The following is a 24338-nucleotide window of genomic DNA, read 5'->3' as shown; positions in this document are numbered from 1 at the left end:
AGAACCTCCCAGTTCCCTCTTGGAAGATGCAGGACCATTCCCGCATCAATTACCCGCCCTCCCCGGGCGTAGTTCCTTTGCCGCTTACCGCGCCGCGCGCCTTTCCGGCGCGCAAAGGACGCTGTAACACTTTGAATCGACGCATCGTGCTTTCCGAAAATCGATTCCGATTTTCGGGCCGATGCGTCAGGCCAGCTTTTCCTTCTGTGGCATCCACCAGTTGGTGCGCTTGCCGATATGCATGTTCAGCGTCTTGGTCTCGGTGTAGTCTTCGACCGCGTGGCGTCCGAGCTCGCGGCCAAGGCCGCTCTGCTTGTAACCGCCGAAGGGAAGCTCCGAGGCGCCGTCCATGAAGGTGTTCATCCAGACCGTGCCCGCCCGCACCGACCGGCCAATCGTCAGGCAGGTGTCGAAATCACGGCTCCAGACACCGGCCGACAGGCCGTAGTCGATGGAATTGGCAATGCTGACCGCTTCGGCAGTCGTCTCGAATGTCAGAACCGACAGCACCGGGCCAAAGACTTCCTCGCGCGCCACCGCCATATCGGGGGTGACCGCTTCGAGGATCGTCGGCGACATGAACTGCCCCATGCCGAGGTCGAGCGTGTCGCCGCCATGGGCGACGCGGGCGCCGCTGCTCCTGGCGCCGGCAACATAGCCCGAGATCTTTTCCAGATGCTGCGGCGTGATGATCGCGCCGACCTGCGTCGAGGGATCAAGGGGATCGCCGACCTTCACACCCTTCGCCAGCTCGGCGACGCGCCTGACGACGTCCGTCGCGATCGACTTATGCAGGATCAGCCGCGAGCCGGCGTTGCAGCACTCGCCGGCATTGAAATAGGCGCCGAAGACGGCGGCATCGATAAAGGCGTCGAGGTCGGCGTCGGGGAAAACGATCTGCGGATTCTTGCCGCCCAGCTCCAGCGAAACCTTCTTCAGCGTCTGCGCGGCATTCGACATCGTCAGTTTTCCGATACCGGTCGAGCCGGTGAAGGAGACCATGTCGACGTCGGGATGGGAGGTCATGACCGCGCCGACTTCAGGTCCCGTACCGGTGACAATATTGACGACGCCATCCGGAACGCCCGCCTGCTGCAGGATCTCTCCGAGCACGAGCGTCGATCCCGACGTCAATTCCGAAGGCTTGACGACGGCCGTGCAGCCTGCGGCGAGAGCGAAGGGCAGCTTCTGGCCGACGATCAGGAACGGAAAGTTCCAGGGTGTGATGATCGAGACCACGCCGATCGCTTCGCGCAGGACGACGCCGAGCGTGCCGTCGCCGAGCGTGTTGTAGCTTTCACCGTGGAGGTCGCGTGCGAGAGCCGCCGCATAGCGCCAGATGTCGACCGAACCGGCGATTTCTGCCCGCACCTGGGTGATAGGCTTGCCTGCTTCGATGGCATCGAGAAATGCCAGTTCTTCGGAACGTGCCGCGATCAGATCGGCAGCCCTGAGCAGGATGGCGGAGCGTTCGGACGCCGTCATGCGTGGCCAGGGCCCGTCATCGAAGGCCTTGCGCGCCGCAGCAATCGCGCGCTCGGCATCCTTCCGGCGGCCGGTCGAAAACCGGCTGACCACGACGCCATGGCTCGGCGCGATGCGTTCGATCGGATCGGAGGCGCCGGCCTGCCATTTGCCGTCGATCAGCATCTTGAAATCGCGCGCCTTGTGATCGCTGAGCGCCGTGGGGTTGACGAGAACCGTCATTACCATTCTCCCTTGAACGTTGCCGGGCGCTTCTCGCTGAACGATGCGACGCCCTCCTTCAGATCGCCGGTCTTGGCAGCGAGGATCGAGCCCAAGGCTTCGACCGCCGTTCCGTTGTCTTCGCCGTTCGCCGATGCGATCATCAATTTGGCGATCTCGAGGGCCGCCGGTCCCCTCGCCGCGATCCGCCCGGCATATTCCCTGGCGGCGGCGACCGAGTTTCCTGTCGGAACGACCGCGTCGACCATACCGAGCAGGCGGGCTTCCTCGGCGGTGAATATCTCGCCGCCGAGCGCCATGCGACGCACGACCTGCGCGCCGAACCGGCGCACTAGACGCTGGGTGCCGGACCAGCCCGGCACCATGCCGAGGCCGGTCTCCGGCAGGCCGATCTTGATGTGTTCCTCGGCAATGCGAATGTCGGCAACGCCCGCCAGTTCGAGCCCGCCTCCGAGGGCGTGGCCGTTCAGCGCCGCGACGAGCGGCACCCTGAGGGTTGCCAGTCTTTCGAAGATACGATGACCATGCCTTACCCAGGCGTGACCGAACTCCTGAGGCAACATCCCGCCCCAGGCCTTGATGTCGCCTCCGGCGGAAAAGCCCTTACCCTCGCCGGTGAGAACGGCAGCGCGAATATCCGCATTCGTCTCTACCGCATCCGCCGCCTCGGCCAGCGCTTTCAGCATATCGAGATCGAGCGCGTTCAGCTTCTCCGGACGAGAAATCGTCAAGGTCGCAACATGCCTATCGACGTCAACTCTGACCGTTCCGCTAGCCATGGAAGTTGCCCTCCAGTGTCCGCGCATTTTTTGTCGGCAGCGACAGACCGATATTCGCCTCGCCGAACAGCGCGGCGTCCATGATCTTCAGGCCGGGCGCGACAATCAGCGGAAATTCCGACTGGTCCAATATGTGGGACTGAAGATCGACGCCGGGCGCAATCTCGGTCAGAACGATGCCATCAGGAGTCAGCTTCATCACGCACCGTTCGGTGACATAGGTGATGTCCTGCCCCTGCTCGATCGCCCGTCTACCGCTGAAGGTGACGTGTTCGACCTCGTTCACCAGCTTCTTCAACTTACCTTCCTTTTCGATGAGGAGTACCCCATCGGCGATCGAAAGCTTTGCGCCAGCATTGAACATGCCGGAGAAGACGATCTTCTTTGCCCGCGCCGTGATGTCGACGAAGCCGCCAGCGCCGGCCGTCACATGCGGCCGGAAGGAGAGCTTGGAAACATTGACCGAACCGTCTTTGCCGATTTCAAGGAACGACAGCAGCGACGCATCGAAACCCGCACCCTGGAAATAGGTGAACTGGTAGGGAGATGGCATGTAGGCGTCCGCATTGGACGCGCAGCCGAAGGCGAAATCGAGCAGCGGCACGCCCCCGACCGCGCCCTGTTCGATGACCCAGGTGACGGCGCCGTGGAGCCCCTCCTCCAGCAGAATACGCGGTACGTTGGCCGAGATGCCGAAGCCGAGATTGACGCAGCTTCCGGCCTGCAGCTCCTGCGCGACACGGCGCGCGATGACCTTCTGCACATTGAATTCAGGAATGTGGAAGCTGTCGAGCGGCCGGAAAATCTCGCCCGAAATCGCCGGGTCATACCCCGTCTGCGTCGTCTGCTTTTGCTCGGGATCGACGACGATATAGTCGACCAGCATTCCCGGCACCCGGACGTCATGCGGTTTCAGCGAGCCTTCCTTGGTGATCCGCTTGACCTGGGCGATGACGATGCCGCCATTGTTGCGGGCAGCAAGCGCCTGATCGAGGCCGCCGAGATAGGCTCCTTCATGTTCATATGTCAGATTGCCGCGCTCGTCGGCGGTGGTGGCGCGGACGATCGCGACCTCAGGGATGATCGCTGGAAAGAACAGCCAGTCGTCACCCTCGAAGCTGACGCGCTTGACCACCTGTTGTTCCGACGCCAGCTCGTTCATCGCGCAGCCCTGCCGCCGGGGGTCGACGAACGTGTCGACGCCGATCTTGGTCAGCACGCCCGGCCGCTTGGCGGCGGCTTCGCGATGGATGTCGAACAGAATGCCGGAGGGAATGTTGTAGGCCGGGATCTCGTTATTGGTGATCATCTGCCAGATCAGCGGCGGCTCGGACGATGACGGCCCGGATGGATAAGACCCACCGATGATGCGCCTGAGGAGGCCCTTCCTGGCGATATAATCGACGCCCTTGATGCCGCTCATATCACCGGCGGCGATCGGATGCAGGGTGGTGAGGTCGCGGGGATGGCCGGTCGCATCGAAACGTTCGCCGATCGCCTTCAGCATGAGATCCGGGCAACCGAGACCGCTCGAGGACGATACCGTCACGACGGCGCCATCCGGGATGAGCGCGGCCGCTTCGGCTGGGGTGATCTGTTTCTTCATGGGCGTCACTCGGTATCCTGTCTGGTTTTCACGCTCTTGCGGCGCCGCAGCTCTCGCGGACGACCAGCCGAACGGCGGTCGTCACCGTCTCCGCCTCGGCCTTGCCTGCATTGATCTGCTTTAGGAGCATTTGCGCTCCGCGCCGCCCTATGCCCTGTGGATCGACCGAGACGGTCGTCAGCGCCGGAACCGCCGCCTGCGCTTCGATAACATCGTCAAAACCGACGACGGCGAAATCGGCGCCCGGCTCCAGACGGCGCGCGCGCAGCCCATCGCAAACACCGAAGGCGACGGCGTCATTGAAGCAGACGGCTGCCGTCGGTCTATCGGGAAGAGCAATCGCCTTTCCGATCGCCTCGACCCCACCGGCCCGCGAAGGCGCGGACGAGACGACGAGCTCCTCGCGGTAGCCGAGCCCGGCCGCTTCTACCCCGCTTCGGTAGCCGGCAAGGCGGTCGTCGAAGACTGCCGTGTCGGGAAAGCCTCCGAGAAAGGCGATGCGCCTGTGACCCAGCCCCGCCAGGTGCTTGACCGCCGACATCATGCCGGCCTGATTGTCCGAGACGATGGAAGAGACCTTGGCGCCAGGCAGGTTTCGAACGACGACCACAACCGGTATGCCCGCCGCAACCAACGGCTTGAAATCTGCGGCATCGGTGGCGCGCGCCGGCGATACAATGAGCCCCGAAATGCCGTGCTCGCGCATCGACGCAACAACCTCACGCTGCCGGTCGATGCTCTCGCCGGTGTTCGACAGGAACTGCACGAAGCCGGCCGACTGGACGACCATGTCGACGCCGACCGCCAACTCAGCAAAGAAACTGTTGGTCAGATCGTTGACGACGACGCCGATGATCCTCGACTTAGCCCCGGCCTGGCGGAGGTTCGCCGCGCCGCGATTATAGACATAGCCGAGCTCTCGCATCACGGCATTGACCTTGGAGCGCGTCCCCTCGTTGACCAGAGAAGAACCCTGAAGCACCAGCGACACCGTCGACTTCGAAACGCCGGCGGCCTTCGCAATGTCGATGACTGTTACCCGCGCTCTTGTCATGCCCTCTCCAATCGTGCCGCTTGAACCTTAGTTATTTGGAACGTTCCAATGATGTCAAGAGAAATTTAAAAGATTTCGCCATTTTTGTGCCTTTTGCGTTATGCTTTTCTATAATTCCGATGATTGAAATTTGGATCGATCTAAATTCCGAACCGGAGGGGACTTGGAATACCGCCTTTTACGGGCAAGCGGATCTGGGGGGCTCGGCTGAAGGCCTGGTCTTCGTCGAGGGCTCCTATCGACGAACATTAGCGAAACTTTATTGTTTCTGACGAATGCTATGGATATGCGCAAACGCGCCAGATCTGAAGCAGGGCCGGATGATGCCGCATTCGTTCGAATCCATTCTGGAAAACCTGCCGCAGGGCATTGTTCTGCTTGATTCTGCCAATACGGTTACAGCCTTCAACTCCCGCGCGCTGGACGTTCTCGGCCTTCCGGAGGGCGCCCTAAGGAAGGGAATGGATATCGACGGATTGCCGGGCACCTCGGACTGTCATGCAGCGGCATGTTTGCGCTCGCCGACAGGCAAGCCGCACGCCTCCCAGTTCGCATTGCCGGACGGACGGATGATCTCGCTGACCTGCGCGCCCTCGAGAGAGGGAAGCTGGATCCTGAGCTATGAAGACATCTCGACACTCATTCGCGTCGAGGACAGCCTGGCCGAGCAACATCACCGGTTCGATGCAGCCCTTAGCAACATGCCGCATGGGCTGTGCATGTTTGATTCAACCAAGAGCCTGATATTGTGCAACGCGTCCTACGCGCGGATGTACAATCTGCCGGATCGACTGACACAACCGGGAACGCGGCTCGCAGATATCCTGGCCTATCGGGCCGAGCAGGGAAATGGGCCCGCCGACACCGCCAGCTATTTTGACGTCGTCTTCGAAGCGACGGCACTCGGTGCGCCGGCCAGCCAGAACATCGCGCTCACCGACGGCCGCATCATCAAAATCACTCACAATCCAATGCAGAACGGTGGATATGTGGCGACCCATGAGGACGTCACCAAGACCGTGCGGCTCGCTGAAGAACTGCGCCGCCACCACGATCAGCTCGAAGTTACGGTGCGCAACCGCACGGCTGAGGTCGAGCGGCAGGCGCGTGAGCTGGAGCGAATGCTCGCGCAGGAAAGAAATATCAACGAATTGCAACGGCAGTTCGTGGCGATGGCATCGCATGAATTCCGCACGCCGCTCGCAATTATCGACGCCGCCGCCCAACGGCTGCTGCGAAAAGGAGGCACGGTAGAACCCGAATTTCTGTCCGACAAAGCCGAACAGATCCGTGCATCGGTAAGCCGGATCGTCGATCTCATGGAGAGTATCCTCTCAGCCGAACGCCTCGACACCGGCGCGATCGATATCACCTACGGCGTCTGCGCGCTGAGATCATTGATCCGAAGCTGCTGCGAGCAGCAATCGACGATCTCGAAGACGCACAGCTTCATGCTCGACGTAGACGGGCTGCCGGAATTTATCGATGCCGATCCCCGCACATTGACGCAGGTCTTTACCAACCTGCTCTCCAATGCCGTGAAATACGCACCCGGAACCTCAGAGATTCGGATTGCGGGATGGAAGGAAACCGGCAACGTCAAGGTTTCGATCAGCGACGAAGGAGTGGGGATCGATGCCGAAGACGTGCCTCGGCTGTTTCAGCGCTATTTCCGCGCCCGGACTTCGACCGGGATTGCCGGAACCGGCATTGGCCTCAACCTGGTGAAGCAGATCGTCGAACTGCACCAGGGCTCGATAGAAGTGCAAAGCGCAAGAGGGTGTGGATCGACGTTCACCATCACCCTTCCGATCAAGAGATACGACAACGTTCCGACGAACAATGATAGCGCGATCACCCAGGCATCTTAAGCAGCCCCCTGCACCATCGAATTATCTAGGCTGACGGTAGGCTCGAACTGGCGGCACAGGATTGCTGTCCCGCATATCTACCCTATCCTTCTCGCAATAGAGGAGGACCATGCCATGGCTTTCATTCAAACCCCCAATGCATCCGCCAGCGAGAAGACGACCTCGATGTATGCGTCGGCGGAGGCCAGTTATGGGTATCTGCCGAACATGTATCGCGCTTTCGGCCACCGGCCTGAGGTGATGGAGTGCTGGGCGGCGCTCCTTTCGAGCATTCGCAGCCATATGAGCCTCAGGCGCTACGAACTGGTAACGCTGGCGGCGGCCAAGGAACTGAAATCCTCCTATTGCATGCTGGCGCACGGCTCTGTGCTGCTGCGCGAGGGGTTTACCAGCGACGGGCTGACGGCCGTCGTCAACGAGACGGAAAAGGCACCGATCGACGCCGGCGAACGCGCGATCATGACTTTTGCCGCCAAGGTGGCGCGCGATGCGACATCGGTCACGCAGCAGGATGTCGACGGGTTGAAGAAACACGGGCTGAGCGATGCCGAAATCTTCGACGTCACGGCCGCGGCAGCGGCCCGCTGTTTCTTCTCGAAAATGCTCGATGCGCTCGGCGCTGCACCCGACCACGCCTATATGGAACGGCTGGAGCCAAATGTGCGAAAGGCGCTGAGCGTCGGCCGGGAGGTCGAGAGGCCCCTTGCGCCTTCCCCATCGCGCGGCACATCGCAATGAGGGCGTGGACCCCTACTCCTGCGGCTTGTCCGCAAAATGCCGGATTGCAAACTCGGCGATAGTCTGGCTGGAGCGGTCGGCGTCGTCGAGCAGAGCGGGAAACAACTGCCACTGATGCGGCATGCCCGGCCACACTTCGGTGGTGACGTTCACACCCGCCTGACGCGCCTTGTCGGCAAGACGCAGCGTATCGTCCAGCAGGGCCTCGCCGGAGCCCACCTGCAGCAATAGCGGCGGAAAACCGGTCAGATCGGCATAGAGCGGCGATACCTGGGGATCGGTGGGGGACTTTCGGCCGAGATAGGCCTTGCGCAAAGTCTCCATCCCGTCTTTGCCTACCAGCGGATCGCTGTCGGCATTCGATGTCATCGATCCGCCCGTCGCGGCAAGATCGGTGATGGGGCTGAGCGCAATGACGGCCGCCGGCAGCGCCTTTCCTGCCTGTATTTCCCGCAGCACCGTCTCGAGCGCGATGTTGCCGCCGGCACCATCGCCTGCCACGACGACATTGTCGTTGCGATAGCCGTTGTCGAGAAGCCAGCGGTAAGCCGTCACAGCGTCGTTGATCTGGGCGGGATAGCCATTTTCCGGCATCAAACGATAATTGATCAGCAGCACGTCGCTCGATGCGGCCTTGGCGAGCGAGCCGGCGAACAGGCCGTGCGTGCGGATAGAGCCGCCGGAAAAGCCGCCGCCATGGATATAGAGGATCACCCTCTCGCCGATCGGGTGATGAAGTCGGGCGGGCCACATCAGCTCGGCATCGACGCCATCGGCATCGACCTGCCGGACCTGGATGCGCGTCGGTCCAGGCATCGTCTGCATCAGCCGCTCGAAAGCCGTCCGACGCTCCTGCAGGCTGTCGGCGCCGGCAAAATGCTGTTTCCAGAGACCGAGCAGTTTTTCGACCTGCGCATGCGAGCCCTGGCTTTGCGGCCCGATGTCCTGTGCCGGCGCTGCCGACACCGATAGCAGCAGCGCCGCCAAGGCGGGAAAAAGGTAGCCGAGCCGCTTGGGCGCTCTTTGATTTGGCAAAGTCCGACCCTTCATCAAACCTCTCCCGATGATGCTGGCGATGGTCGTATCTTTGGCCGCTTCGCCTACCGGAGTCAAAAGGGTGTCGGGCATGAATCTCGCGCTTTTTCATGCGCCCGCATCAGCCGATGGCCGAAAAGAAAAACGACCATTCCGGCCGGCGCGGCTTGCCAATTGCCGCGCTTCCGTCGGAAATAAGGTGCCCTGCCCAACCCCGGCGCCTCACTCGCGCCGGCATCAAGGATACCGATGACCACGATTTATCTTGCCGGCCCGGAAGTCTTTCTTCCCGACGCCATGCCCATCATGGCCGAAAAACGCCGATTGGCGCGCCAGTTCGGTTTCGAACCAACCGGTCCCGGCAGCGACGAAAACCAGACGCCGGTGAAGCGGACGTCCGCAGAGATCTACGCGCGCAACGATGTCGCCATGCGCCAAGCCGAGATCTGCCTGGCCAATATCACGCCGTTTCGAGGTGTCAGCGCCGATCCGGGTACGGTCTACGAGATCGGCTTCATGATTGCACTCGGCAAATCGGTCTTCGCCTATACCAATCATCCCGACGACTACGGCTTGCGTGTTCGCTCGACCTGGTATGCGGGACAGCCGATCGATGAGACGAGCGGACGCCCGCGCGGACCGGACGGCATCGCAATTGAAAATCACGGCATGGCCGACAACCTGATGATCGACGGAGGGATCGAGGCGGCGGGAGGCAAGGTGTGCCGTGCGATCGCGCTGCCGGCGGATCCCGCCCGCGACCTGACGATTTATTTCGAGGCGCTTCAGACGATCGCCAGCATGCGCGGATAGGAATAAGGCATCCTTACTCGGCCCTGATAGCGTCGATGACCGCCCTGAAGCCAGCCGACATGTGGCGGCGGCTGGGATAATAGAGATAAAGCGGCTCCTCCGGCTGGCACCAGTCGTCGAGTACCTGGATCAGCTCGCCGCCAGCAATGGCCTTTTCGACGCGGGGCTCCCAGATATAGGCAAGACCGACACCGCCGAGCGCTGCCTGCGTCATGAGCTCGTGATCGTCGAGCGACAGCGGTCCGGTCGGCTGAAAGCTGACGGTCTGGCCATCCTTCTCGAATTCCCAGGCATAACGCGCGCCCGATGGAAACATGTTCTGGATGCAGAGATGGCGCTTGAGCTCGTGCGGCGTCGCCGGTTTGGGCCGGGTCTCGAAATAGGCAGGCGAACCGACTACGACCAGGCGAATGCGCGGCTTGATGCGTAGCGCGATCATGCCCTCGGTGACACGCTCGCCGAAACGGATGCCGGCATCGAAGCCCTCCTCGACGATATCGACGAGCCTGTCGGTCGCGTTGATTTCCAGCTGCAAGTTCGGATTGCGCTGGAGCAACGGCGCAATGATGCGGCCGATGACGAAGGTGCCGATCGAATTCGGCACGTTGATCCTCACCTTGCCGAAGGGCGTGTCGCGGTAACGGTTCAACGCATCGAGCGCCGCCGCCATTTCCCCGAAGGCCGGATCGAGATGGGAGACCAGGAGTTCGCCGGCTTCGGTCAGCGAGACACTGCGTGTCGTGCGGTTGAGCAGCCGGACGCCGATCCGGTCCTCGAGATTGAGCACGGCATGGCTGACGGCAGAGGCGGTAACGCCCCGTTCCTCCCCCGCCTTGCGGAAGCTCTTGTGGCGCGCCAACGCCGCGAAGGCCGCAAGTTCGGAGAGTTCGGTGGCGCGCATTGCTGAATTGTACTCATCATAGATTCAAGAATAATAAATCTTATACATCAGCAGTTTTTCGGTCAAATTCATCCCCGTCAGCACAGAGATGCGACGCCAACACGATCCATTAGTCACAAAGGAATTCGTCATGAAAATCTGGTTCATCACGGGTGCATCCCGTGGCTTCGGCGCGCTGATGACCAAGGAAGCGCTGGCAGCTGGCGATGCCGTCATTGCCACCGCCCGCAACCCGAAGACGGTGACCGAGCAGTTCGGCAATCATCCCAACCTGTTTGCGGTCGCCCTCGACGTTTCCAATGAGGCGCAGGCGAAAGAGGCTGCGGCTGCCGGCATCGCCCGCTTCGGCCGCATCGATGTTCTCGCCAACAATGCCGGCTACGGGCTGCTCGGTGCTGTCGAGGAGGCCACCGCCGAAGAGATCGAAAAACTCTATGCCACGAACGTCTTTGGTCTCCTGAAGGTGACACGCGCCGTGCTGCCCCATATGCGCCGCCAGCGCTCCGGCCATGTCCTGAACTTCTCCTCGATCGGCGGTTATTTCGGCTATCCCGGCTGGGGTGTCTACGGCTCGACGAAATTCGCCGTCGAAGGGCTCTCGGAATCGCTGGCCGCCGAGCTCGAGCCCTTCGGCATCAAGGTGACAATTATCGAACCCGGCTTCTTCCGGACGGACTTTCTTTCCGACACGTCGCTGGCGGTAAGCCCGGCCTCCATTGCCGACTACGAAGGCACGCCGGCCGGCAACATGCGCAATTTCGCCGCCGACGCCAACCATGCCCAGCCCGGCAACCCTGCCAAGCTCGCTGCCGGCATCATGACGATGGTCAGCTCGGCCAACCCGCCGCTGCGCATGCCGTTCGGCAGCGATACGGTAGCGATGATCGAGGCGCAGCATGCGAGCGTCGAAAAGGAACTGGCCGCCTGGCGGGAGCTCGCCCTCTCTACGGATTTTGCAAGCGAAACGACGGCTGTGTCCTGAGGCGCCAAAACCGATGCCGACGACGCATCCACATTTCCGAATGCGGCGGCGGCACATCTTGACGCGGGAAAGAATGCCTTGCGGCAAATTGGCATTCGCCTCCGGCCGCGGATAGCCTAGATGTAGGTGAGACCGTGACCCGTGAGAGGCAAAGCATGTCCATCAAGACCATATGCATTTATGGCGCCGGCGCCCTTGGGGGCACCATCGCTGCGAAGCTCGCCAGCGGGGCCGACAACGGTATCGACGTCTCCGTCGTCGCGCGTGGGGCGCATCTCGATGCCATTCGCAGCAACGGACTGAGGCTGCACGAAGCCGATGCGGAGACGCCGCTTAACGTCCAACTGACGGCAACCGACGATGCGAAGACGCTGCCGCCGCAGGATCTCATCATCACGGGCCTCAAGGGGCATCAACTGGCGCCCGCCGCCGAGGGTATTGCGGGCCTTCTCAAACAGGGCACCCGCGTCGTCATGATCCTCAACGGCATTCCCTGGTGGTATTTTCATCGCGATGCCAGGGGCGGCCGTGCGGAGCTGCAATTCGACGAACTCGATTCCGGCGGCAGGCTTTGGCGGTTGATCGGGCCGGAGCGCGTGATTGGCTGCGTTGCCTATCAGGGCGCGGAAGTGATCAGGCCGGGTGAGATCCAGCTTTCCCACAAAGGCCGCTTCGTGCTTGGCGAGCCGTCCGGCGAAATGTCCGTCGATCTTGCGGCCATAGCGGCCGCGCTGACCGACGCCGGTCTCAGCATCACAACCACGCCGGAGATCCGCAACGAAATCTGGAGCAAGTTGATGGGCAACGCCGCCTTCAACCCGATCAGCGCCCTGACGCGGGCAGTGATGACGGACATCATGGCGGACCCGGCGCTGATGGACATGGTCAGCAAAGTCATGAAGGAGGTGCGCGATGTCGGCGATGCGCTCGGCGCGCATTTCAGCATGACCGTCGAGCAGCGGCTGGAACAATCGCGTCACATCGGCGGCGTTCGGACATCGATGCTGCAGGATTTGATCGGCGGCAAAGCGCTTGAAATCACGCCGCTGGTTGGCATGGTGGTGGCACTTGGACGCCTGACCGCGGTTCCGACCCCGGTTTCTGAAACGATCCTGGCGTTGGTGAAACAGCTCGACAGGGAAAATCAGCGCGGCCGCTGATCTTGCAACGATACTCCGCCACATCAGGATTCGACCCTGATGCGGCAGAGGGAATCGTGGCCGGGAGCTCGGCACCTCGCCTATTTTCCAACCTGCTCGGCCCAGTTCGGTGGCTTATCGCCGCCGTCGAGGAAGGTCATCGCCATAGTCGCCATGACGGGCGAAGCGAAGGTTTCGTAGTGGGTCAGATCAGGCAGGATCGCCAGCCGGTTCTTCGACATGTTCTCACGCATCCAGCCCGCATCGCGCAGGCCGCCGCCATGCTTGTGGTAGAAGTCGATCATGTGCTCGGGGCGGATCATGTCGGCATCACCATAGATCAACATAACAGGCATGGTGAGCTTCGCGACCGCGTCGCTATAGTCGATGGGTTCGCGCATCAGTGCGCCCATGGCATCGAGCAGCTTGGGAAACTCCGAAACGTCGGGCGCCACCGCCTTGTAGGAGAGGAACATCGGCGTGGCCTTCATCATCTCGGCCATCCCAGCGCCGACGGCCGCCTGCTGCGGCAGCATCTCGGGAAAGAAACCGTTTTGCGCATAGGGCGCCGAGAGTATCACCAGGCGGCGCACGCGGTCGGGCGCATTCGCCGCCATGTTCAGCGCCACCCCGCCGCCGAAGGAATAACCGAAGACGTCGACCTTGTCGTAGCCGAGCTCCTTTACCAGGATCGCAAGGTCGGCGCCGATCGCCGGCAGTTCGATCGGCCGCTTGCCGAGCGGAGTACGGCCATGGCCCTGCAGATCAACAGCGATGATCTGTCGGTGATCGGAAAAGATCGGCATGACGGGCGCGAACATCTCGATCTGCCCGAGGCCGCCGTGGAGCAGCAGCAGCGGCTCGCCCTCGCCGCGGATCTCGTAATAATAGTCGATGCCGTTGACCGGCAGACTTCCCTTCCTGACAACCGGCGCGGCCTTCTTCTCCTCGATCATCGGCGCGGCACTTCCGGCGCCTGATATATCGGACGCGGCAAGGAATGCGGCAGCCGTTGCGATCATCGAAATCAGCGTCATCTTTGACATTTTCCGTGCTCCTTTTCGGGTTCGATACCGCAAGGACGGCGGCGGCTATCCCTTTCCGACACCACGCTCCGAAATTTCCTGCGTCGGCCTTTATGCCATTCCTATATCTTCGCTCCTTGGCCCGAATGGATTTCCTATCGCAGACGGCAGTACGCTATTGCCATCACTGCAAAGGTCAAAATGCCATGAGAAATGTCATGTCCTCCGGCTTCCAACCTCTTCGCCCGTACAAGATCAAGCGCGGCAGTCGGCAGGTGCGCGAGAGGCGTACCGCTCAGGCGCTGATGGTCTTCGGCGTCGTGCTCGCCTGTGTCGAACTTTACGTCGTTCTCGGCGCGCTCTGAGGCTGGCTATGGAAACGGCGAGAATGCCGCGCCTTGCCGGTGCGATCGCCGCCCTCGTCACGCCGTTCTGCAATGGCGACCTCGACAGACCGGCGCTTCGGGCGCTTGTGGAATGGCAAATCCTCAGCGGTGTCGACGGGCTTGCCGTCTGCTCCGTAACGGGAGAAGGCCCGACGCTTTCGCCGCCGGAGCGCGCAGAGGTGATCGATCTCAGCGTCCGCGCGGCCGGCCGCGTGCCCGTCATCGCCGCCACCGGCACCAATTCCACCGAAAGCACGATCATGCTTATCCGGCTGGCGGAAACGCTCGGCGCCGCCGCGGCGCTCGTGACTGTGCCTTATTATTCCAAGCCGGGGCAAAACGGCATCCTCCATCACTTCGAGCAAGTGGCTGAAGCAGGCGGACTGCCTGTTCTCGTCGACAATGCGCCGGCGCGGACTGCGAGCGATCTTTCGGTGGAAACGCTCGGCAAGCTGGCGGCCATCCCAGGGATTCTCGGCATCCTCGACGCCACGGGCGATATCGCCCGCTTCGCCTGCCTCTCGCCGTTCCTGCGCCAACGCTTTCGATTCTTTTCCGGTCACGATCCTTCCGCGCTAGCTTTCACCGTCGCGGGTGGCGACGGCATGATCTCGCCGGGCGCCAACGTGATGCCGCGGCGCTTCACATCGATGCAGCAGGCCGCTCGGGCCGGAAACCTTTCAGCGGCACTTTCGCTGCACCACCGGCTGCTGCCAATGTTTGCCGCGCTTGGGCCGGAATCCGATCCAGCCAGGATAAAACATGGGCTACGGCTGATCCGCGGAACAGAGGCCGAGCTTCGCCTCCGCTTGTCGCTGCCGAGCCGGAGGTGCGGTTCGCAATCGGCCAGGCGCTTGCGCCTTTCCTCGACGAAAGCAGCACTGGTTTGGCGTTATCCCTATCAGATTTTAATATTTTCTTCTCCAGCGCCAAATGGAAACCCTATCCGCCCGGCCTTATCTTCAGAAGCGTGACACCGCCGCACCATCAAGCGGCGGTTGAGCGAGGCTTCGAAAGGACAAAACCGATGTCACGCCTGACTGAACCGAGTGCCAAAATCGACCCGCTGCAACGGAGCCGCATCAGAGCAGTCGCCGCCGATCCCTCCCATCCGATATTCTCCGGTCTTGCCGCCGTCGCGCCCCGCCTTTTAACGGCGATGGCCTTTGCCGGACTGGTGCAGATGACCTTCAACTTCATCTCCCGCTGAAGCATCAGGACCCAAGGATCACCAAAATGGCAAACGCACAGCAACGCCGCATTCTTCCCGCCGCAACGCCCTCGCCTTCCGCTCGCTTTACTGTCGGGCGTGACAGAAGCGGCCGGTGGATCGTCCACGACCGCGATGGCCTCGTCGGCGGCTTTTTCATCAATGAGGCGGCCGCCCTTCATTTCGCCGCAGGGGAATGCAACTGCCCCTCGGCCGACATCCACAGGGCGGCCGAGGGCTTGGCGCTGGAATTCACGCCCTTTGCGCGTGGCAACGCGAAAATCCACTAGATTCTGCCGAGCTCCCGCCACTTCACCCGGCGGGAGCAGGAAGACATGCGTTCATGGGCTATTTCCAACCCTTCTTTAACTGGCATGCTGGTAAAATTCTGGCGCATAGACTTAAGACGCCACGAGACCAATGCCGAAACCGAATTTCCGCTTCACCCATTACGACCTTAAGGAACAACGCGCCGGAACGATCGTCGAGGTGTCGTTGAATGCGGTGAACAATGTGCGCCTGATGACCGCGCCGAATTTCCAGCGCTTCACCGAAGTTCTCGACTTCAAATATATCGGCGGCGTGGCGCGCAAATCGCCGGTCAAGCTCGCCGTTCCCGAAAGCGGTCACTGGCACGTCGTCGTCGACATGGAAGGTCATCACGGGCTGGCGGAATCCGCCGTAAAGGTAATCGCCGCGCCGGCCAACCAGAAGACGCCGCGGTAGCACCGGGCCTTCTCTCGCGGAAACGTCGCGCAGGCGCAGACAGCGCCCTATCGGAAAAGGGCCGGTCAGAATATGGCCAATCATCCTACTCTTGATCGCGATCAATGATTTAGGCGGCTGCGTCGATCACAATTTTTCAGGCCAAGCTGCAAATCGGCTCGAGGACGCGCGGCGCTGCAGGATTTTCATCACGTGGGAGTAGCCCATGACTTCGAACCCGATCGGTCGCATCACCAAAATCATTGATCCAGGTGATGCGCTCGGCGAAGTCCTTTTCGGATTGATCATGGCGCTGACCTGGACGGTCGGTTCCAGGCTTGTTTTTGAAGAAGAAGGTTTAAATGTCCACGAGTTGATCGTGGCGACGATCGGATGCAATGTCGCCTGGGGAATCATTGACGCCATGTTGTTCATTCTAGGGACCACGTTTTATAAGAGCAGGCGGCTGCGCCTTTTTCGGCAAGTCAAAGCCGCCGAAAACGAGTCTGAGGCGCTCACGGTGCTCGCGAACGAATTCCCGATCAATGAAGCGCCGTTCTCTGCGAGGTCCGCCGACACGGACGCGCTCTATCGATCATTGTTGACGCTCGCACGCCGGGCCGATCCAGTGAAGGTATCGTTATCGAAAGGCGATCTGTCCGCAGCAATTGCCGTCTTCCTCCTGGTCTCGGCTACCGCCATTCCGGCAGTTATCCCATTCTTTCTTATCGAGGATGCGCACCTTGCCTTGAGGGTCAGCAATCTGTTTCTGATCATGCTGCTGTTTGTGACGGGATATGCGTGGGCGAAATCTTCCGGTGGCAGACCTATTCAGGCAGGCATGACGATGACCTGTCTCGGATTGCTACTGGTCGCAATCGCCATCGCTCTTGGCGGCTGAGCAACGTTCGCCAACCGAACAACCACAGCGGCGTCAGCGCGGATTGCGTTCCTTGCGAAGCTTCGCCCACCATTCTAGCCGCTTGCGGATGTCGCGCTCGAAGCCACGCTCCGGCGGGTCATAGAAGGTCTGGCGGCCCATTTTCTCCGGGAAATAGTCTTGGCCGGAAAAGGCGTCCGGCTCGTCATGGTCATAGCGATAACCTTCGCCATACCCCTCGCCTTTCATCAGCTTGGTCGGCGCGTTGAGGATATGCTTCGGCGGCAGCAGTGAGCCGTTCTGCTTGGCGGCCTGGCTTGCAGCTTTGAAGGCGGTGTAGACGGCATTGGATTTCGGCGCGGTGGCGAGATAGACGCAGGCCTGGGCTAGCGCCAGTTCCCCTTCCGGCGAGCCGAGATAATCATAGGCGTCCTTGGCGGCGTTGCAGATCACCAGCGCCTGCGGATCGGCAAGGCCGATATCCTCCACCGCCATGCGCACCAGCCGCCGGCCGAGATAGAGCGGATCCTCGCCGGCATCGAACATACGGGCGAGATAATAGAGGGCGGCATCGGGATCCGAGCCGCGCACGGATTTATGCAGTGCCGAAATCAGATTGTAGTGGCCATCCTGCGCCTTGTCGTAGACGGGGGCGCGGCGCTGGACGATGCGGGTCAGGCCTTCGGTGTCGAAGCTCTCGCCCTCGCGCGCGGCGCGCCAGACCTCTTCGGCAAGTGTCAGCACCGCGCGGCCGTCGCCGTCGGCCATGCGGATCAAGCTGGCGCGGGCTTCCTCCGTCAGCGGCAGCGGCTTCTGCTCGCTGGCTTCGGCGCGCTTCAGCAACTCCTCCAGGCTCTGCTCGTCATGCGCCTTGAAGGTCAGCACGCGAGCGCGCGATAGAAGAGCGGCGTTGAGCTCGAAGGACGGGTTTTCGGTGGTGGCGCCGACGAGGATGACGGTGCCATCCTCCATGACAGGCAGGAAACTGTCCTGCTGGGCGCGGTTGAAACGATGGATCTCGTCGACGAAGAGCAGCGTCTGACGGCCGTCCATGCGGCGCAGGCGGGCTGTCTCGAATACCTTCTTGAGGTCGGCCACGCCGGAAAAGATCGCCGATATCTGCTCAAAAGCCAGCCCCGCCTCGCCGGACAGCAGCCGCGCCACCGTCGTCTTGCCGGTGCCGGGCGGACCCCAGAAGATCATCGAGCCGAGCGAACCGCTTTCGATCATCCGCTTCAGGACGCCATTCTCACCGGTCAGATGTTCCTGCCCGGTGACCTCGGCAAGCGTCTTCGGCCGCAGCCGGTCGGCAAGCGGCCGCCTGGCGGCGACCTCTTCCGGAACACGCGGCGCGAAGAGATCATTGCTCATCGAAAGAACTGCCGGATGCGCTGCCCGTCGCGCTCGATCTCCACCCGCCAAAGGCCGGGCTCGCTGCTGGCAATTTCGGCCAGTTCTTTGGTGGATTTCACTTCCGTGCCGTTGATCGAGACGATGATATCCTTGGGCTCGAAGCCGAGACGGGCGGCCGGCGAGTCCTCCTTGACATTCGCGACAACGACGCCGGTCGATTCCGAGGGCATGCGAAGTTCGTCGGCGACACGCGGCGACAGGTTTTCGACAACGGCGCCGGTAAAGGGGGTGCGTCCGCCGATCACGCGCTGGTCGCGCGGCGAGGTTTCCGGCGCACGGTCGAGTGCCAGCGACAGCTGCTCCTCGCGCCCGTTTTCGATGACTGTCAGATTGACCGACTTGCCGAGGCCAGCCGTCGTCAGGCGATAGAGCAATGCATCCGGATGTTCAACAGAAATACCGTTGACAGCGGTGACGATTTGGCCCGCCTTCAGTCCGGCCTTGGCGGCCGGCCCGCCCTCCGAAACCTTGACGACGAGCGCGCCGCGGACCCTGTCGAGCCCGAGGGCCTCTGCGACTTCGGAGGTCACGGCATCGAAGCTCGCGCCGACATAGGGCCGTTCGAAGGATTTGACACCCGCATCGGCCGAAGCGAGGAAGACCTTGACGAGGTTGGCGGGAATGGCAAAGCCGATGCCGTTCGAACCGCCGCCGCGCGAGAAGATCGCCGTGTTGATACCGATCAGCTCGCCTTTCAGGTTCATCAGCGCGCCACCCGAATTGCCCGGGTTGATCGAGGCGTCGGTCTGGATGAAGAATCCGAACTCGTTCCTGACGACCTGATTACGCGCAAGCGCCGAAACTATGCCGCTCGTCACCGTCTGGCCGACACCGAACGGGTTGCCGATCGCCAGCACGAGATCGCCAACTTCGACGGAATCGGAATTGCCGATCGGCAGTGTCGGAAAGTTCGCTTCGCTGTTTATTTTCAGCACGGCGAGGTCGACGCGGTCATCGCGCAGCACCACCTTGCAGGGGAATTCACGGCCATCCGGCAGCGCCACCTTGATGTCGTCAGCGCCCTCGACGACGTGATTATTGGTCACGACAGTGCCGTTTGCCTCGACGATGACGCCCGAGCCGAGCGAAGTCTGCTTCTCCGACCGGTTCGGCATCTGCTGGCCAAAAAACTGCTCAAAGAAGGGATCGCCAGCAAAAGGCGACTGACGCTGAACGATCTTTTCCGCATAGACATTGACGACGGCGCCAGATGTCTGCTTCACCAGCGGCGCGAAGGAGAGCTGCATCTGCATCTGGCTCTCGGGCACGGTTTTCGTGGTCTGCGCATGGGCGGCAGCCGGCAGAAGGAGCGTCACAGCGAGCAGCGAGACGGAGGCGTGCTTGAACAGGCCTTGCATGGGTATCCCTTTTTGAATCCTCTTGAGCAACGTTTTAGCGCCCGACGCTAGAAAGGAAAGAGGGCGGAAGGATGGAAGAACGAGCCAGCCGGCGCCCAAGAGATTTCGCTTGAAGCCTTTGCCAATTCGATTCAGGAAGACCGGCCATGCGACTGATATCAAAAGCCAAAATCTGGGCGAAGTCACTGAAGCGTGACATCGTCGCGCTGTGGCTCGCCGCACGTGACACCCGTGTGCCGTGGTATGCGAAGGTGGTGGCTGGCACCGTTGCGGCCTATGCACTCTCGCCGGTCGATCTCATTCCCGATTTCATTCCCGTACTCGGCTATCTCGATGATCTCGTCATCGTGCCGCTCGGCATTCTGCTGGCAATACGGCTCATTCCGGCAGCTGTCATGAGCGAGCTTCGCGAGGAAGCCGCAAGACGCATCGAGCGTCCCTCGGGGCGAGGCGGATTGATCTTCATCCTTGCCGTCTGGCTCGCCTGCATCATCTTCCTGGCTCTGGCATTGCGCAAGCTCGCTTGATGGGCGGCAACAGGAACAGAGAAATGATGACGAAAAAAGCGACGACGACGGTCCTTGGCCTTATGATCCTTTTCCTCGTATCGGGGATGGCGAAGGCGGCAAGCTTCGATTGCGATGCGAAAGAATTGAAGCCGGATGAAAAAGCAATTTGCGACAACCGCGCACTCAACGACGCCGATGTCCGGATGGTCACGACTTTCGAGCTGCTCTCCGGGCTGCTGGCCATGGGCTCGCGCGGAACATTGCAGGACGAACAGACGGCTTGGCTGAAGAAGCGGCAGGAATGCGGGGCCGATGCCGACTGCCTCAAGGCCGCCTATGAGGAGCGGTTGACGCAGCTCGGCGAGACCTACAAAAACATCAACCGGCCGCTTTGAAAGCGACCAGTCAGTAGAGCAGCTGACTGTTAATCAGCGGGTTCGACCAGTTAGCGGGCGTTCAGATCGCGCACAGCGCCGCGGTCGGCGCTCGTCGCGAAGGCAGCATAGGCCTTCAGCGCCGTGGTGACGTTGCGCTTGCGCACTTCCGTCGGGTGCCAGCCCTTGCCATCCTGCTCGGCGCGGCGGTCGGCAAGTTCGGTTTCGCTGACGCGCAGGCTGATGGTGCGGTTCGGGATGTCGATGTCAATCATGTCGCCTTCGCGCACTAGGCCGATCGTGCCGCCATTGGCCGCTTCCGGCGAAACATGGCCGATCGAGAGGCCTGATGTGCCGCCGGAGAAGCGGCCGTCGGTGATCAGCGCACAGGCCTTGCCGAGGCCCTTCGACTTTAGATAGCTCGTCGGATAGAGCATCTCCTGCATGCCGGGGCCGCCCTTCGGGCCTTCATAGCGGATGACGACGACGTCGCCGGCCTTGATTTCATTGGCGAGGATCGCCTTGACCGATGCGTCCTGGCTTTCGAACACGCGAGCCGGACCGGAGAATTTCAGGATCGATTCATCGACGCCGGCGGTTTTGACGATGCAGCCGTCGATTGCAAGATTTCCCTTGAGCACGGCAAGGCCGCCGTCCTTGGAGAAAGGATGTTCGGCCGAGCGAATGACGCCGTTCTGGCGATCGGTGTCGAGCTCGTCCCAGCGGGCTTCCTGGCTGAAGGCGACCTGGGTCGGGATGCCGCCGGGAGCAGCGCGATAGAAATTGCGCACAGTGTCGCTGTTGGTGCGGGTAATGTCCCAACGCTCTATTGCGTCGCCCAGCGTCTCGGCGTGGACAGTCGGGCAATCGCGGTTCAGCAGCCCGCCCTTGTCGAGCTCGCCGAGGATCGACATGATGCCGCCGGCGCGGTGGACGTCTTCCATATGCACGTCGCTCTTGGCGGGTGCGACCTTCGACAGGCACGGCACGCGGCGCGACAGCGCATCGATATCGGCCATGGTGAAATCGACCTCACCTTCATGGGCGGCAGCCAGGATGTGCAGGACGGTGTTGGTCGAACCGCCCATGGCGATATCGAGCGCCATGGCGTTTTCGAAGGCCTGCTTGGAGGCGATGGTACGCGGCAGCGCCTTGACGTCGTCCTGCTCATAATAGCGGCGGGCGAGATCGACGATCAGGTGACCGGCCTCGACAAAGAGGCGCTTGCGGTCGGCGTGAGTGGCGAGCGTCGAGCCATTGCCGGGCAGCGACAGGCCGAGCGCCTCGGTGAGGCAGTTCATGGAGTTTGCGGTGAACATGCCGGAGCAGGAACCACAGGTCGGACAGGCGGAACGCTCGATGACCTTGACGTCTTCATCGGAGATCTTGTCGTCGGCAGCCGCGACCATGGCGTCGACGAGATCGAGCGCATGGGTCTTGCCGTGCAGGACAACCTTGCCGGCTTCCATCGGGCCGCCGGAGACGAAGACTGTCGGGATATTGAGGCGCAGCGACGCCATCAGCATGCCGGGGGTGATTTTATCGCAGTTGGAAATGCAGACCATCGCGTCGGCGCAATGGGCATTGACCATGTATTCGACGCTGTCGGCAATGAGCTCGCGCGAGGGCAGCGAATAGAGCATGCCGTCATGGCCCATGGCGATGCCGTCATCGACAGCGATGGTGTTGAATTCCTTGGCGACACCGCCGGCCGCCTCGATTTCGCGGGCGACGAGCTGGCCGAGATCCTTCAGATGCACGTGGCCGGGCACGAACTGGGTGAAGGAATTCACCACCGCAATGATCGGCTTGCCGAAATCCGAATCCTTCATGCCCGTGGCGCGCCAAAGGCCGCGCGCGCCTGCCATGTTGCGGCCGTGGGTCGTGGTTCTGGAACGGTAAGCTGGCATCGGTGTCTTCCTCGACGTGTCGGAAATGATCAGGCAAAGCGAAGCGGCATGAAGCCTGCGGGCCGGGCGAACGCTGCCTTTTGGAATTGTCCTAATCCAATCGACGGGGGCTGTCACTACCGGCAAGGTCAAATCCGGTACGCTGCCGGGAACAGCGCCTTGAGCACCATCGATGATATACGGTTCGGCACGAGGTTTGGTTACAGACTATTTCCATCACAGCCGAACACAAAAAATTGGCTTCCCCTCGGCGAGATTCAAGGCATAGACATTGATCCGAACATGCGGGCGGTTCGTTTAAGACTTATATTGAAGAAATCCGCCCTGGAGGTTTTCGACATGCCAAGCTATCGCCCCCCGAAGATCGCGTCGTCGGAGATCACGCCGCGCCAAGTCTATCTGCGCCGGCGTGAATTCCTGGGCGCGGCGGCTCTCGGCGCCATGGCGCTTTACGGCGCCGACAAGGCGGGCGCGGCCGCCCTCTCCGCCGCCGAAAGCAAGTATAAGGTCGATGAGAAGCCGACGCCGCTCAAGGACGTCACCACCTACAACAATTTCTATGAATTCGGCCTCGACAAAGGCGATCCCGCGGCAAATTCCGGCGCTTTCAAGCCGCTGCCCTGGACGATCAAGGTCGACGGCATGGTCAACAAACCGGGCACCTTCGACCTCGAGGCGCTAGTCAAGGAATTCCCGATCGAGGAACGCACCTATCGGATGCGCTGCGTCGAGGCCTGGTCGATGGTCATTCCTTGGGACGGCTTTCCGCTGGCATCGCTGCTCGACAAGGTCGAGCCGCTCGGCAGCGCCAAATATGTCGCCTTCGAAACCGTCGTGCGCCCGGAGGAAATGCCGGGGCAGAAGGGTTTCTTCCAGTCGCTCGACTGGCCTTATGTCGAGGGTCTGCGGCTCGACGAAGCACGCCATCCGCTGACGCTGCTTGCCGTCGGGCTCTATGGCGAAACGCTGCCGAACCAGAACGGCGCGCCGATCCGCCTCGTCGTGCCGTGGAAATACGGCTTCAAGGGCATCAAGTCGATCGTCAGGATCACCCTCACCGACCAGCAGCCGAAGAATACCTGGCAGGTGACCAATCCGCAGGAATACGGCTTCTACGCCAATGTCAACCCTGCCGTCGACCACCCGCGCTGGAGCCAGGCAAGCGAGAGGCGCATCGGCGAAAGCGGCTTCTTCGGTGCCAGCCGGCATCCCACCCTGCCCTTCAACGGTTATGCCGACGAGGTGGCGAGCCTTTATGCCGGCATGGATCTGAAGGCGAATTTCTGATGGCGGAACTCTCCCTCGCCATCCCGAAACGCTGGCAGCCCGCTTCCGTCTGGCTGCTGTATGTGGCAGGCCTTCTGCCGGCCGCCTGGACTTTCTATCTCGGCGCGACCGATCAGCTCGGCGCCGATCCGGTCAAGACCTTCGAGCTCTTCCTCGGCATCTGGACGATCCGCTTCCTGATCGCGACCCTTGCCGTCTCGCCCGCCCGCGAGCTGTTCGGCTGGAATTACCTGCGCTACCGCCGTGCGCTCGGCCTTTTGACATTCTACTACGCGCTGATGCATTTCACCGTCTATATGGTGCTCGACCAGGCGATGGATATCCAAGCGGTCGTCAACGACGTGCTGAAGCGCCCGTTCATCATGTTCGGCATGGCGGCCTTGGCGATGCTCATTCCGCTGGCAGGGACATCCAATAATTTCTCGATCCGCCGCCTCGGCTCGAACTGGAACTGGTTGCACCGCCTCGTTTACATCATCGCAGCCAGCGGAGCGCTGCATTTTGCCCTCTCGACCAAGATCCTCGATCTCGAACAATATATTTACGTCGGGCTGATCATCGCCCTCATCCTCTACCGCTCCTGGCGACCAATCGCCCGCAGCCGGAAAAAGGCCCAAGGCAGGATGCGCAATCGCGCGATGGCGTCGGCTTCGTAA

The 24338-nt window shown here is 61.5% G+C and carries 24 protein-coding genes and 1 pseudogene; 15 read left to right on the top strand and 10 right to left on the bottom strand.

The genetic code is table 11. The features are described 5' to 3' along the window. Positions 1 to 186: 186 nt before the first annotated feature. The 4 genes from J2J99_RS08835 to J2J99_RS08820 are packed head-to-tail and all read right to left on the bottom strand — an operon-like array spanning position 187 to position 5146. A complete protein-coding gene (locus J2J99_RS08835) occupies positions 187 to 1707 on the bottom strand; it encodes an aldehyde dehydrogenase family protein (RefSeq protein WP_168301540.1) in 1521 nt (506 codons plus the stop codon). After that, positions 1707 to 2486: an enoyl-CoA hydratase/isomerase family protein gene (locus tag J2J99_RS08830; RefSeq protein WP_168301539.1), complete on the bottom strand. Its 780-nt coding sequence runs from the start codon at positions 2484 to 2486 to the stop codon at positions 1707 to 1709. The genes J2J99_RS08835 and J2J99_RS08830 overlap by 1 nt, the downstream gene beginning before the upstream one ends. Beyond that, positions 2479 to 4092 carry an acyl CoA:acetate/3-ketoacid CoA transferase gene (locus tag J2J99_RS08825; protein ID WP_168301538.1) on the bottom strand — a complete coding sequence of 538 codons (1614 nt, stop codon included), beginning with the start codon at positions 4090 to 4092 and terminating at the stop codon, positions 2479 to 2481. Before J2J99_RS08825 ends, J2J99_RS08830 begins: the two co-directional genes overlap by 8 nt. A 28-nt stretch (positions 4093 to 4120) precedes the next feature. Beyond that, positions 4121 to 5146, bottom strand: coding sequence for a LacI family DNA-binding transcriptional regulator (locus J2J99_RS08820; protein ID WP_168301537.1), 1026 nt, complete (start codon positions 5144 to 5146; stop codon positions 4121 to 4123). 320 nt (positions 5147 to 5466) lie between these two features. Between J2J99_RS08820 and J2J99_RS08815 the strand changes: the two genes are divergently transcribed. Together J2J99_RS08815 and J2J99_RS08810 are read left to right on the top strand one after the other, a co-directional pair. Further along, complete coding sequence (locus tag J2J99_RS08815) at positions 5467 to 7017, top strand: sensor histidine kinase (RefSeq protein ID WP_168301536.1); 1551 nt, start codon at positions 5467 to 5469, stop codon at positions 7015 to 7017. Positions 7018 to 7131: 114 nt separating this feature from the next. Then, positions 7132 to 7755 (top strand): carboxymuconolactone decarboxylase family protein, encoded by a 624-nt coding sequence (locus tag J2J99_RS08810; RefSeq protein WP_168301535.1) that lies wholly within the window; start codon positions 7132 to 7134, stop codon positions 7753 to 7755. Between the two features lie 12 nt (positions 7756 to 7767). On the opposite strand, the gene J2J99_RS08805 is transcribed toward J2J99_RS08810, so the two are convergent. Beyond that, positions 7768 to 8742: an alpha/beta hydrolase gene (locus tag J2J99_RS08805; RefSeq protein ID WP_205919191.1), complete on the bottom strand. Its 975-nt coding sequence runs from the start codon at positions 8740 to 8742 to the stop codon at positions 7768 to 7770. Positions 8743 to 9039: 297 nt separating this feature from the next. Here J2J99_RS08805 and J2J99_RS08800 point away from each other — a divergent pair, with 297 nt between their 5' ends. Beyond that, positions 9040 to 9603, top strand: coding sequence for a nucleoside 2-deoxyribosyltransferase (locus J2J99_RS08800; RefSeq protein ID WP_168301533.1), 564 nt, complete (start codon positions 9040 to 9042; stop codon positions 9601 to 9603). A 13-nt stretch (positions 9604 to 9616) separates the two neighbouring features. Here the strand turns inward: J2J99_RS08800 and J2J99_RS08795 are convergent, their stop codons facing one another. Continuing rightward, a complete protein-coding gene (locus J2J99_RS08795) occupies positions 9617 to 10504 on the bottom strand; it encodes a LysR family transcriptional regulator (RefSeq protein WP_168301532.1) in 888 nt (295 codons plus the stop codon). A 130-nt stretch (positions 10505 to 10634) separates the two neighbouring features. Here J2J99_RS08795 and J2J99_RS08790 point away from each other — a divergent pair, with 130 nt between their 5' ends. Continuing rightward, complete coding sequence (locus tag J2J99_RS08790; RefSeq protein ID WP_168301531.1) at positions 10635 to 11486, top strand: oxidoreductase; 852 nt, start codon at positions 10635 to 10637, stop codon at positions 11484 to 11486. 155 nt (positions 11487 to 11641) lie between these two features. After that, positions 11642 to 12646: a ketopantoate reductase family protein gene (locus J2J99_RS08785; protein ID WP_168301530.1), complete on the top strand. Its 1005-nt coding sequence runs from the start codon at positions 11642 to 11644 to the stop codon at positions 12644 to 12646. Positions 12647 to 12726: 80 nt separating this feature from the next. Here J2J99_RS08785 and J2J99_RS08780 read toward each other — a convergent pair whose 3' ends face one another. Beyond that, positions 12727 to 13671: an alpha/beta fold hydrolase gene (locus J2J99_RS08780; protein WP_168301529.1), complete on the bottom strand. Its 945-nt coding sequence runs from the start codon at positions 13669 to 13671 to the stop codon at positions 12727 to 12729. A 197-nt stretch (positions 13672 to 13868) separates the two neighbouring features. On the opposite strand from J2J99_RS08780, the gene J2J99_RS08775 reads away from it, so the two are divergent. From J2J99_RS08775 to J2J99_RS08750, 6 genes and pseudogenes are all read left to right on the top strand, one after another. Continuing rightward, on the top strand, positions 13869 to 14015 hold the full coding sequence (locus J2J99_RS08775; protein ID WP_168301528.1) for a hypothetical protein: 147 nt from the start codon (positions 13869 to 13871) through the stop codon (positions 14013 to 14015). A gap of 8 nt (positions 14016 to 14023) precedes the next feature. Beyond that, positions 14024 to 14937 (top strand): annotated as a pseudogene (gene dapA / locus J2J99_RS08770) (4-hydroxy-tetrahydrodipicolinate synthase); the annotation flags it as partial. A 126-nt stretch (positions 14938 to 15063) separates the two neighbouring features. Continuing rightward, positions 15064 to 15246 carry a hypothetical protein gene (locus tag J2J99_RS08765; RefSeq protein ID WP_168301541.1) on the top strand — a complete coding sequence of 61 codons (183 nt, stop codon included), beginning with the start codon at positions 15064 to 15066 and terminating at the stop codon, positions 15244 to 15246. A gap of 26 nt (positions 15247 to 15272) precedes the next feature. After that, positions 15273 to 15536 (top strand): hypothetical protein, encoded by a 264-nt coding sequence (locus J2J99_RS08760; RefSeq protein WP_168301527.1) that lies wholly within the window; start codon positions 15273 to 15275, stop codon positions 15534 to 15536. A gap of 130 nt (positions 15537 to 15666) precedes the next feature. Further along, positions 15667 to 15972 carry a DUF1883 domain-containing protein gene (locus J2J99_RS08755; RefSeq protein WP_012483492.1) on the top strand — a complete coding sequence of 102 codons (306 nt, stop codon included), beginning with the start codon at positions 15667 to 15669 and terminating at the stop codon, positions 15970 to 15972. Positions 15973 to 16177: 205 nt separating this feature from the next. Continuing rightward, complete coding sequence (locus tag J2J99_RS08750) at positions 16178 to 16852, top strand: VIT1/CCC1 transporter family protein (protein ID WP_168301526.1); 675 nt, start codon at positions 16178 to 16180, stop codon at positions 16850 to 16852. Positions 16853 to 16885: 33 nt separating this feature from the next. Here the strand turns inward: J2J99_RS08750 and J2J99_RS08745 are convergent, their stop codons facing one another. Further along, positions 16886 to 18202, bottom strand: a complete 1317-nt coding sequence (locus tag J2J99_RS08745; protein ID WP_168301525.1) for a replication-associated recombination protein A — start codon at positions 18200 to 18202, stop codon at positions 16886 to 16888. Beyond that, positions 18199 to 19602 carry a DegQ family serine endoprotease gene (locus tag J2J99_RS08740; protein WP_168301524.1) on the bottom strand — a complete coding sequence of 468 codons (1404 nt, stop codon included), beginning with the start codon at positions 19600 to 19602 and terminating at the stop codon, positions 18199 to 18201. Before J2J99_RS08740 ends, J2J99_RS08745 begins: the two co-directional genes overlap by 4 nt. 146 nt (positions 19603 to 19748) lie before the next feature. Between J2J99_RS08740 and J2J99_RS08735 the strand changes: the two genes are divergently transcribed. Next, positions 19749 to 20129, top strand: coding sequence for a YkvA family protein (locus tag J2J99_RS08735; RefSeq protein WP_168301523.1), 381 nt, complete (start codon positions 19749 to 19751; stop codon positions 20127 to 20129). 23 nt (positions 20130 to 20152) lie between these two features. Beyond that, positions 20153 to 20506, top strand: coding sequence for a lysozyme inhibitor LprI family protein (locus tag J2J99_RS08730; protein ID WP_168301522.1), 354 nt, complete (start codon positions 20153 to 20155; stop codon positions 20504 to 20506). Between the two features lie 50 nt (positions 20507 to 20556). Here the strand turns inward: J2J99_RS08730 and ilvD are convergent, their stop codons facing one another. After that, complete coding sequence (gene ilvD, locus J2J99_RS08725) at positions 20557 to 22395, bottom strand: dihydroxy-acid dehydratase (RefSeq protein WP_168301521.1); 1839 nt, start codon at positions 22393 to 22395, stop codon at positions 20557 to 20559. Positions 22396 to 22734: 339 nt separating this feature from the next. On the opposite strand from ilvD, the gene msrP reads away from it, so the two are divergent. Both msrP and msrQ read left to right on the top strand, forming a co-directional pair. Then, the gene (gene msrP, locus J2J99_RS08720; RefSeq protein WP_168301520.1) at positions 22735 to 23682 is read left to right on the top strand and encodes a protein-methionine-sulfoxide reductase catalytic subunit MsrP; all 948 of its coding nucleotides are present in this window, start codon (positions 22735 to 22737) and stop codon (positions 23680 to 23682) included. After that, positions 23682 to 24338 (top strand): protein-methionine-sulfoxide reductase heme-binding subunit MsrQ, encoded by a 657-nt coding sequence (msrQ, locus tag J2J99_RS08715; RefSeq protein ID WP_168301519.1) that lies wholly within the window; start codon positions 23682 to 23684, stop codon positions 24336 to 24338. The genes msrP and msrQ overlap by 1 nt, the downstream gene beginning before the upstream one ends.

The sequence above is a fragment of the Rhizobium binae genome (assembly GCF_017357225.1).
GTDB lineage: Bacteria > Pseudomonadota > Alphaproteobacteria > Rhizobiales > Rhizobiaceae > Rhizobium > Rhizobium binae.
The sequence above is the reverse complement of the archived record's forward strand: the minus strand, read 5'-3'. Positions and strand labels throughout refer to the sequence as shown.

Coding starts and splice junctions, on each gene's coding strand:
- J2J99_RS08760 (WP_168301527.1), top strand. CDS start 15,273: ATGGCAAACGCACAGCAACGCCGCATTCTTCCCGCCGCAACGCCCTCG.
- J2J99_RS08795 (WP_168301532.1), bottom strand. CDS start 10,504: ATGCGCGCCACCGAACTCTCCGAACTTGCGGCCTTCGCGGCGTTGGCG.
- J2J99_RS08815 (WP_168301536.1), top strand. CDS start 5,467: ATGATGCCGCATTCGTTCGAATCCATTCTGGAAAACCTGCCGCAGGGC.
- J2J99_RS08775 (WP_168301528.1), top strand. CDS start 13,869: ATGTCCTCCGGCTTCCAACCTCTTCGCCCGTACAAGATCAAGCGCGGC.
- J2J99_RS08820 (WP_168301537.1), bottom strand. CDS start 5,146: ATGACAAGAGCGCGGGTAACAGTCATCGACATTGCGAAGGCCGCCGGC.
- J2J99_RS08740 (WP_168301524.1), bottom strand. CDS start 19,602: ATGCAAGGCCTGTTCAAGCACGCCTCCGTCTCGCTGCTCGCTGTGACG.
- J2J99_RS08810 (WP_168301535.1), top strand. CDS start 7,132: ATGGCTTTCATTCAAACCCCCAATGCATCCGCCAGCGAGAAGACGACC.
- msrQ (WP_168301519.1), top strand. CDS start 23,682: ATGGCGGAACTCTCCCTCGCCATCCCGAAACGCTGGCAGCCCGCTTCC.
- J2J99_RS08785 (WP_168301530.1), top strand. CDS start 11,642: ATGTCCATCAAGACCATATGCATTTATGGCGCCGGCGCCCTTGGGGGC.
- J2J99_RS08800 (WP_168301533.1), top strand. CDS start 9,040: ATGACCACGATTTATCTTGCCGGCCCGGAAGTCTTTCTTCCCGACGCC.
- J2J99_RS08790 (WP_168301531.1), top strand. CDS start 10,635: ATGAAAATCTGGTTCATCACGGGTGCATCCCGTGGCTTCGGCGCGCTG.
- J2J99_RS08755 (WP_012483492.1), top strand. CDS start 15,667: ATGCCGAAACCGAATTTCCGCTTCACCCATTACGACCTTAAGGAACAA.
- msrP (WP_168301520.1), top strand. CDS start 22,735: ATGCCAAGCTATCGCCCCCCGAAGATCGCGTCGTCGGAGATCACGCCG.
- J2J99_RS08835 (WP_168301540.1), bottom strand. CDS start 1,707: ATGACGGTTCTCGTCAACCCCACGGCGCTCAGCGATCACAAGGCGCGC.
- J2J99_RS08745 (WP_168301525.1), bottom strand. CDS start 18,202: ATGAGCAATGATCTCTTCGCGCCGCGTGTTCCGGAAGAGGTCGCCGCC.
- J2J99_RS08735 (WP_168301523.1), top strand. CDS start 19,749: ATGCGACTGATATCAAAAGCCAAAATCTGGGCGAAGTCACTGAAGCGT.
- J2J99_RS08825 (WP_168301538.1), bottom strand. CDS start 4,092: ATGAAGAAACAGATCACCCCAGCCGAAGCGGCCGCGCTCATCCCGGAT.
- J2J99_RS08765 (WP_168301541.1), top strand. CDS start 15,064: ATGTCACGCCTGACTGAACCGAGTGCCAAAATCGACCCGCTGCAACGG.
- J2J99_RS08730 (WP_168301522.1), top strand. CDS start 20,153: ATGATGACGAAAAAAGCGACGACGACGGTCCTTGGCCTTATGATCCTT.
- ilvD (WP_168301521.1), bottom strand. CDS start 22,395: ATGCCAGCTTACCGTTCCAGAACCACGACCCACGGCCGCAACATGGCA.
- J2J99_RS08830 (WP_168301539.1), bottom strand. CDS start 2,486: ATGGCTAGCGGAACGGTCAGAGTTGACGTCGATAGGCATGTTGCGACC.
- J2J99_RS08780 (WP_168301529.1), bottom strand. CDS start 13,671: ATGTCAAAGATGACGCTGATTTCGATGATCGCAACGGCTGCCGCATTC.
- J2J99_RS08750 (WP_168301526.1), top strand. CDS start 16,178: ATGACTTCGAACCCGATCGGTCGCATCACCAAAATCATTGATCCAGGT.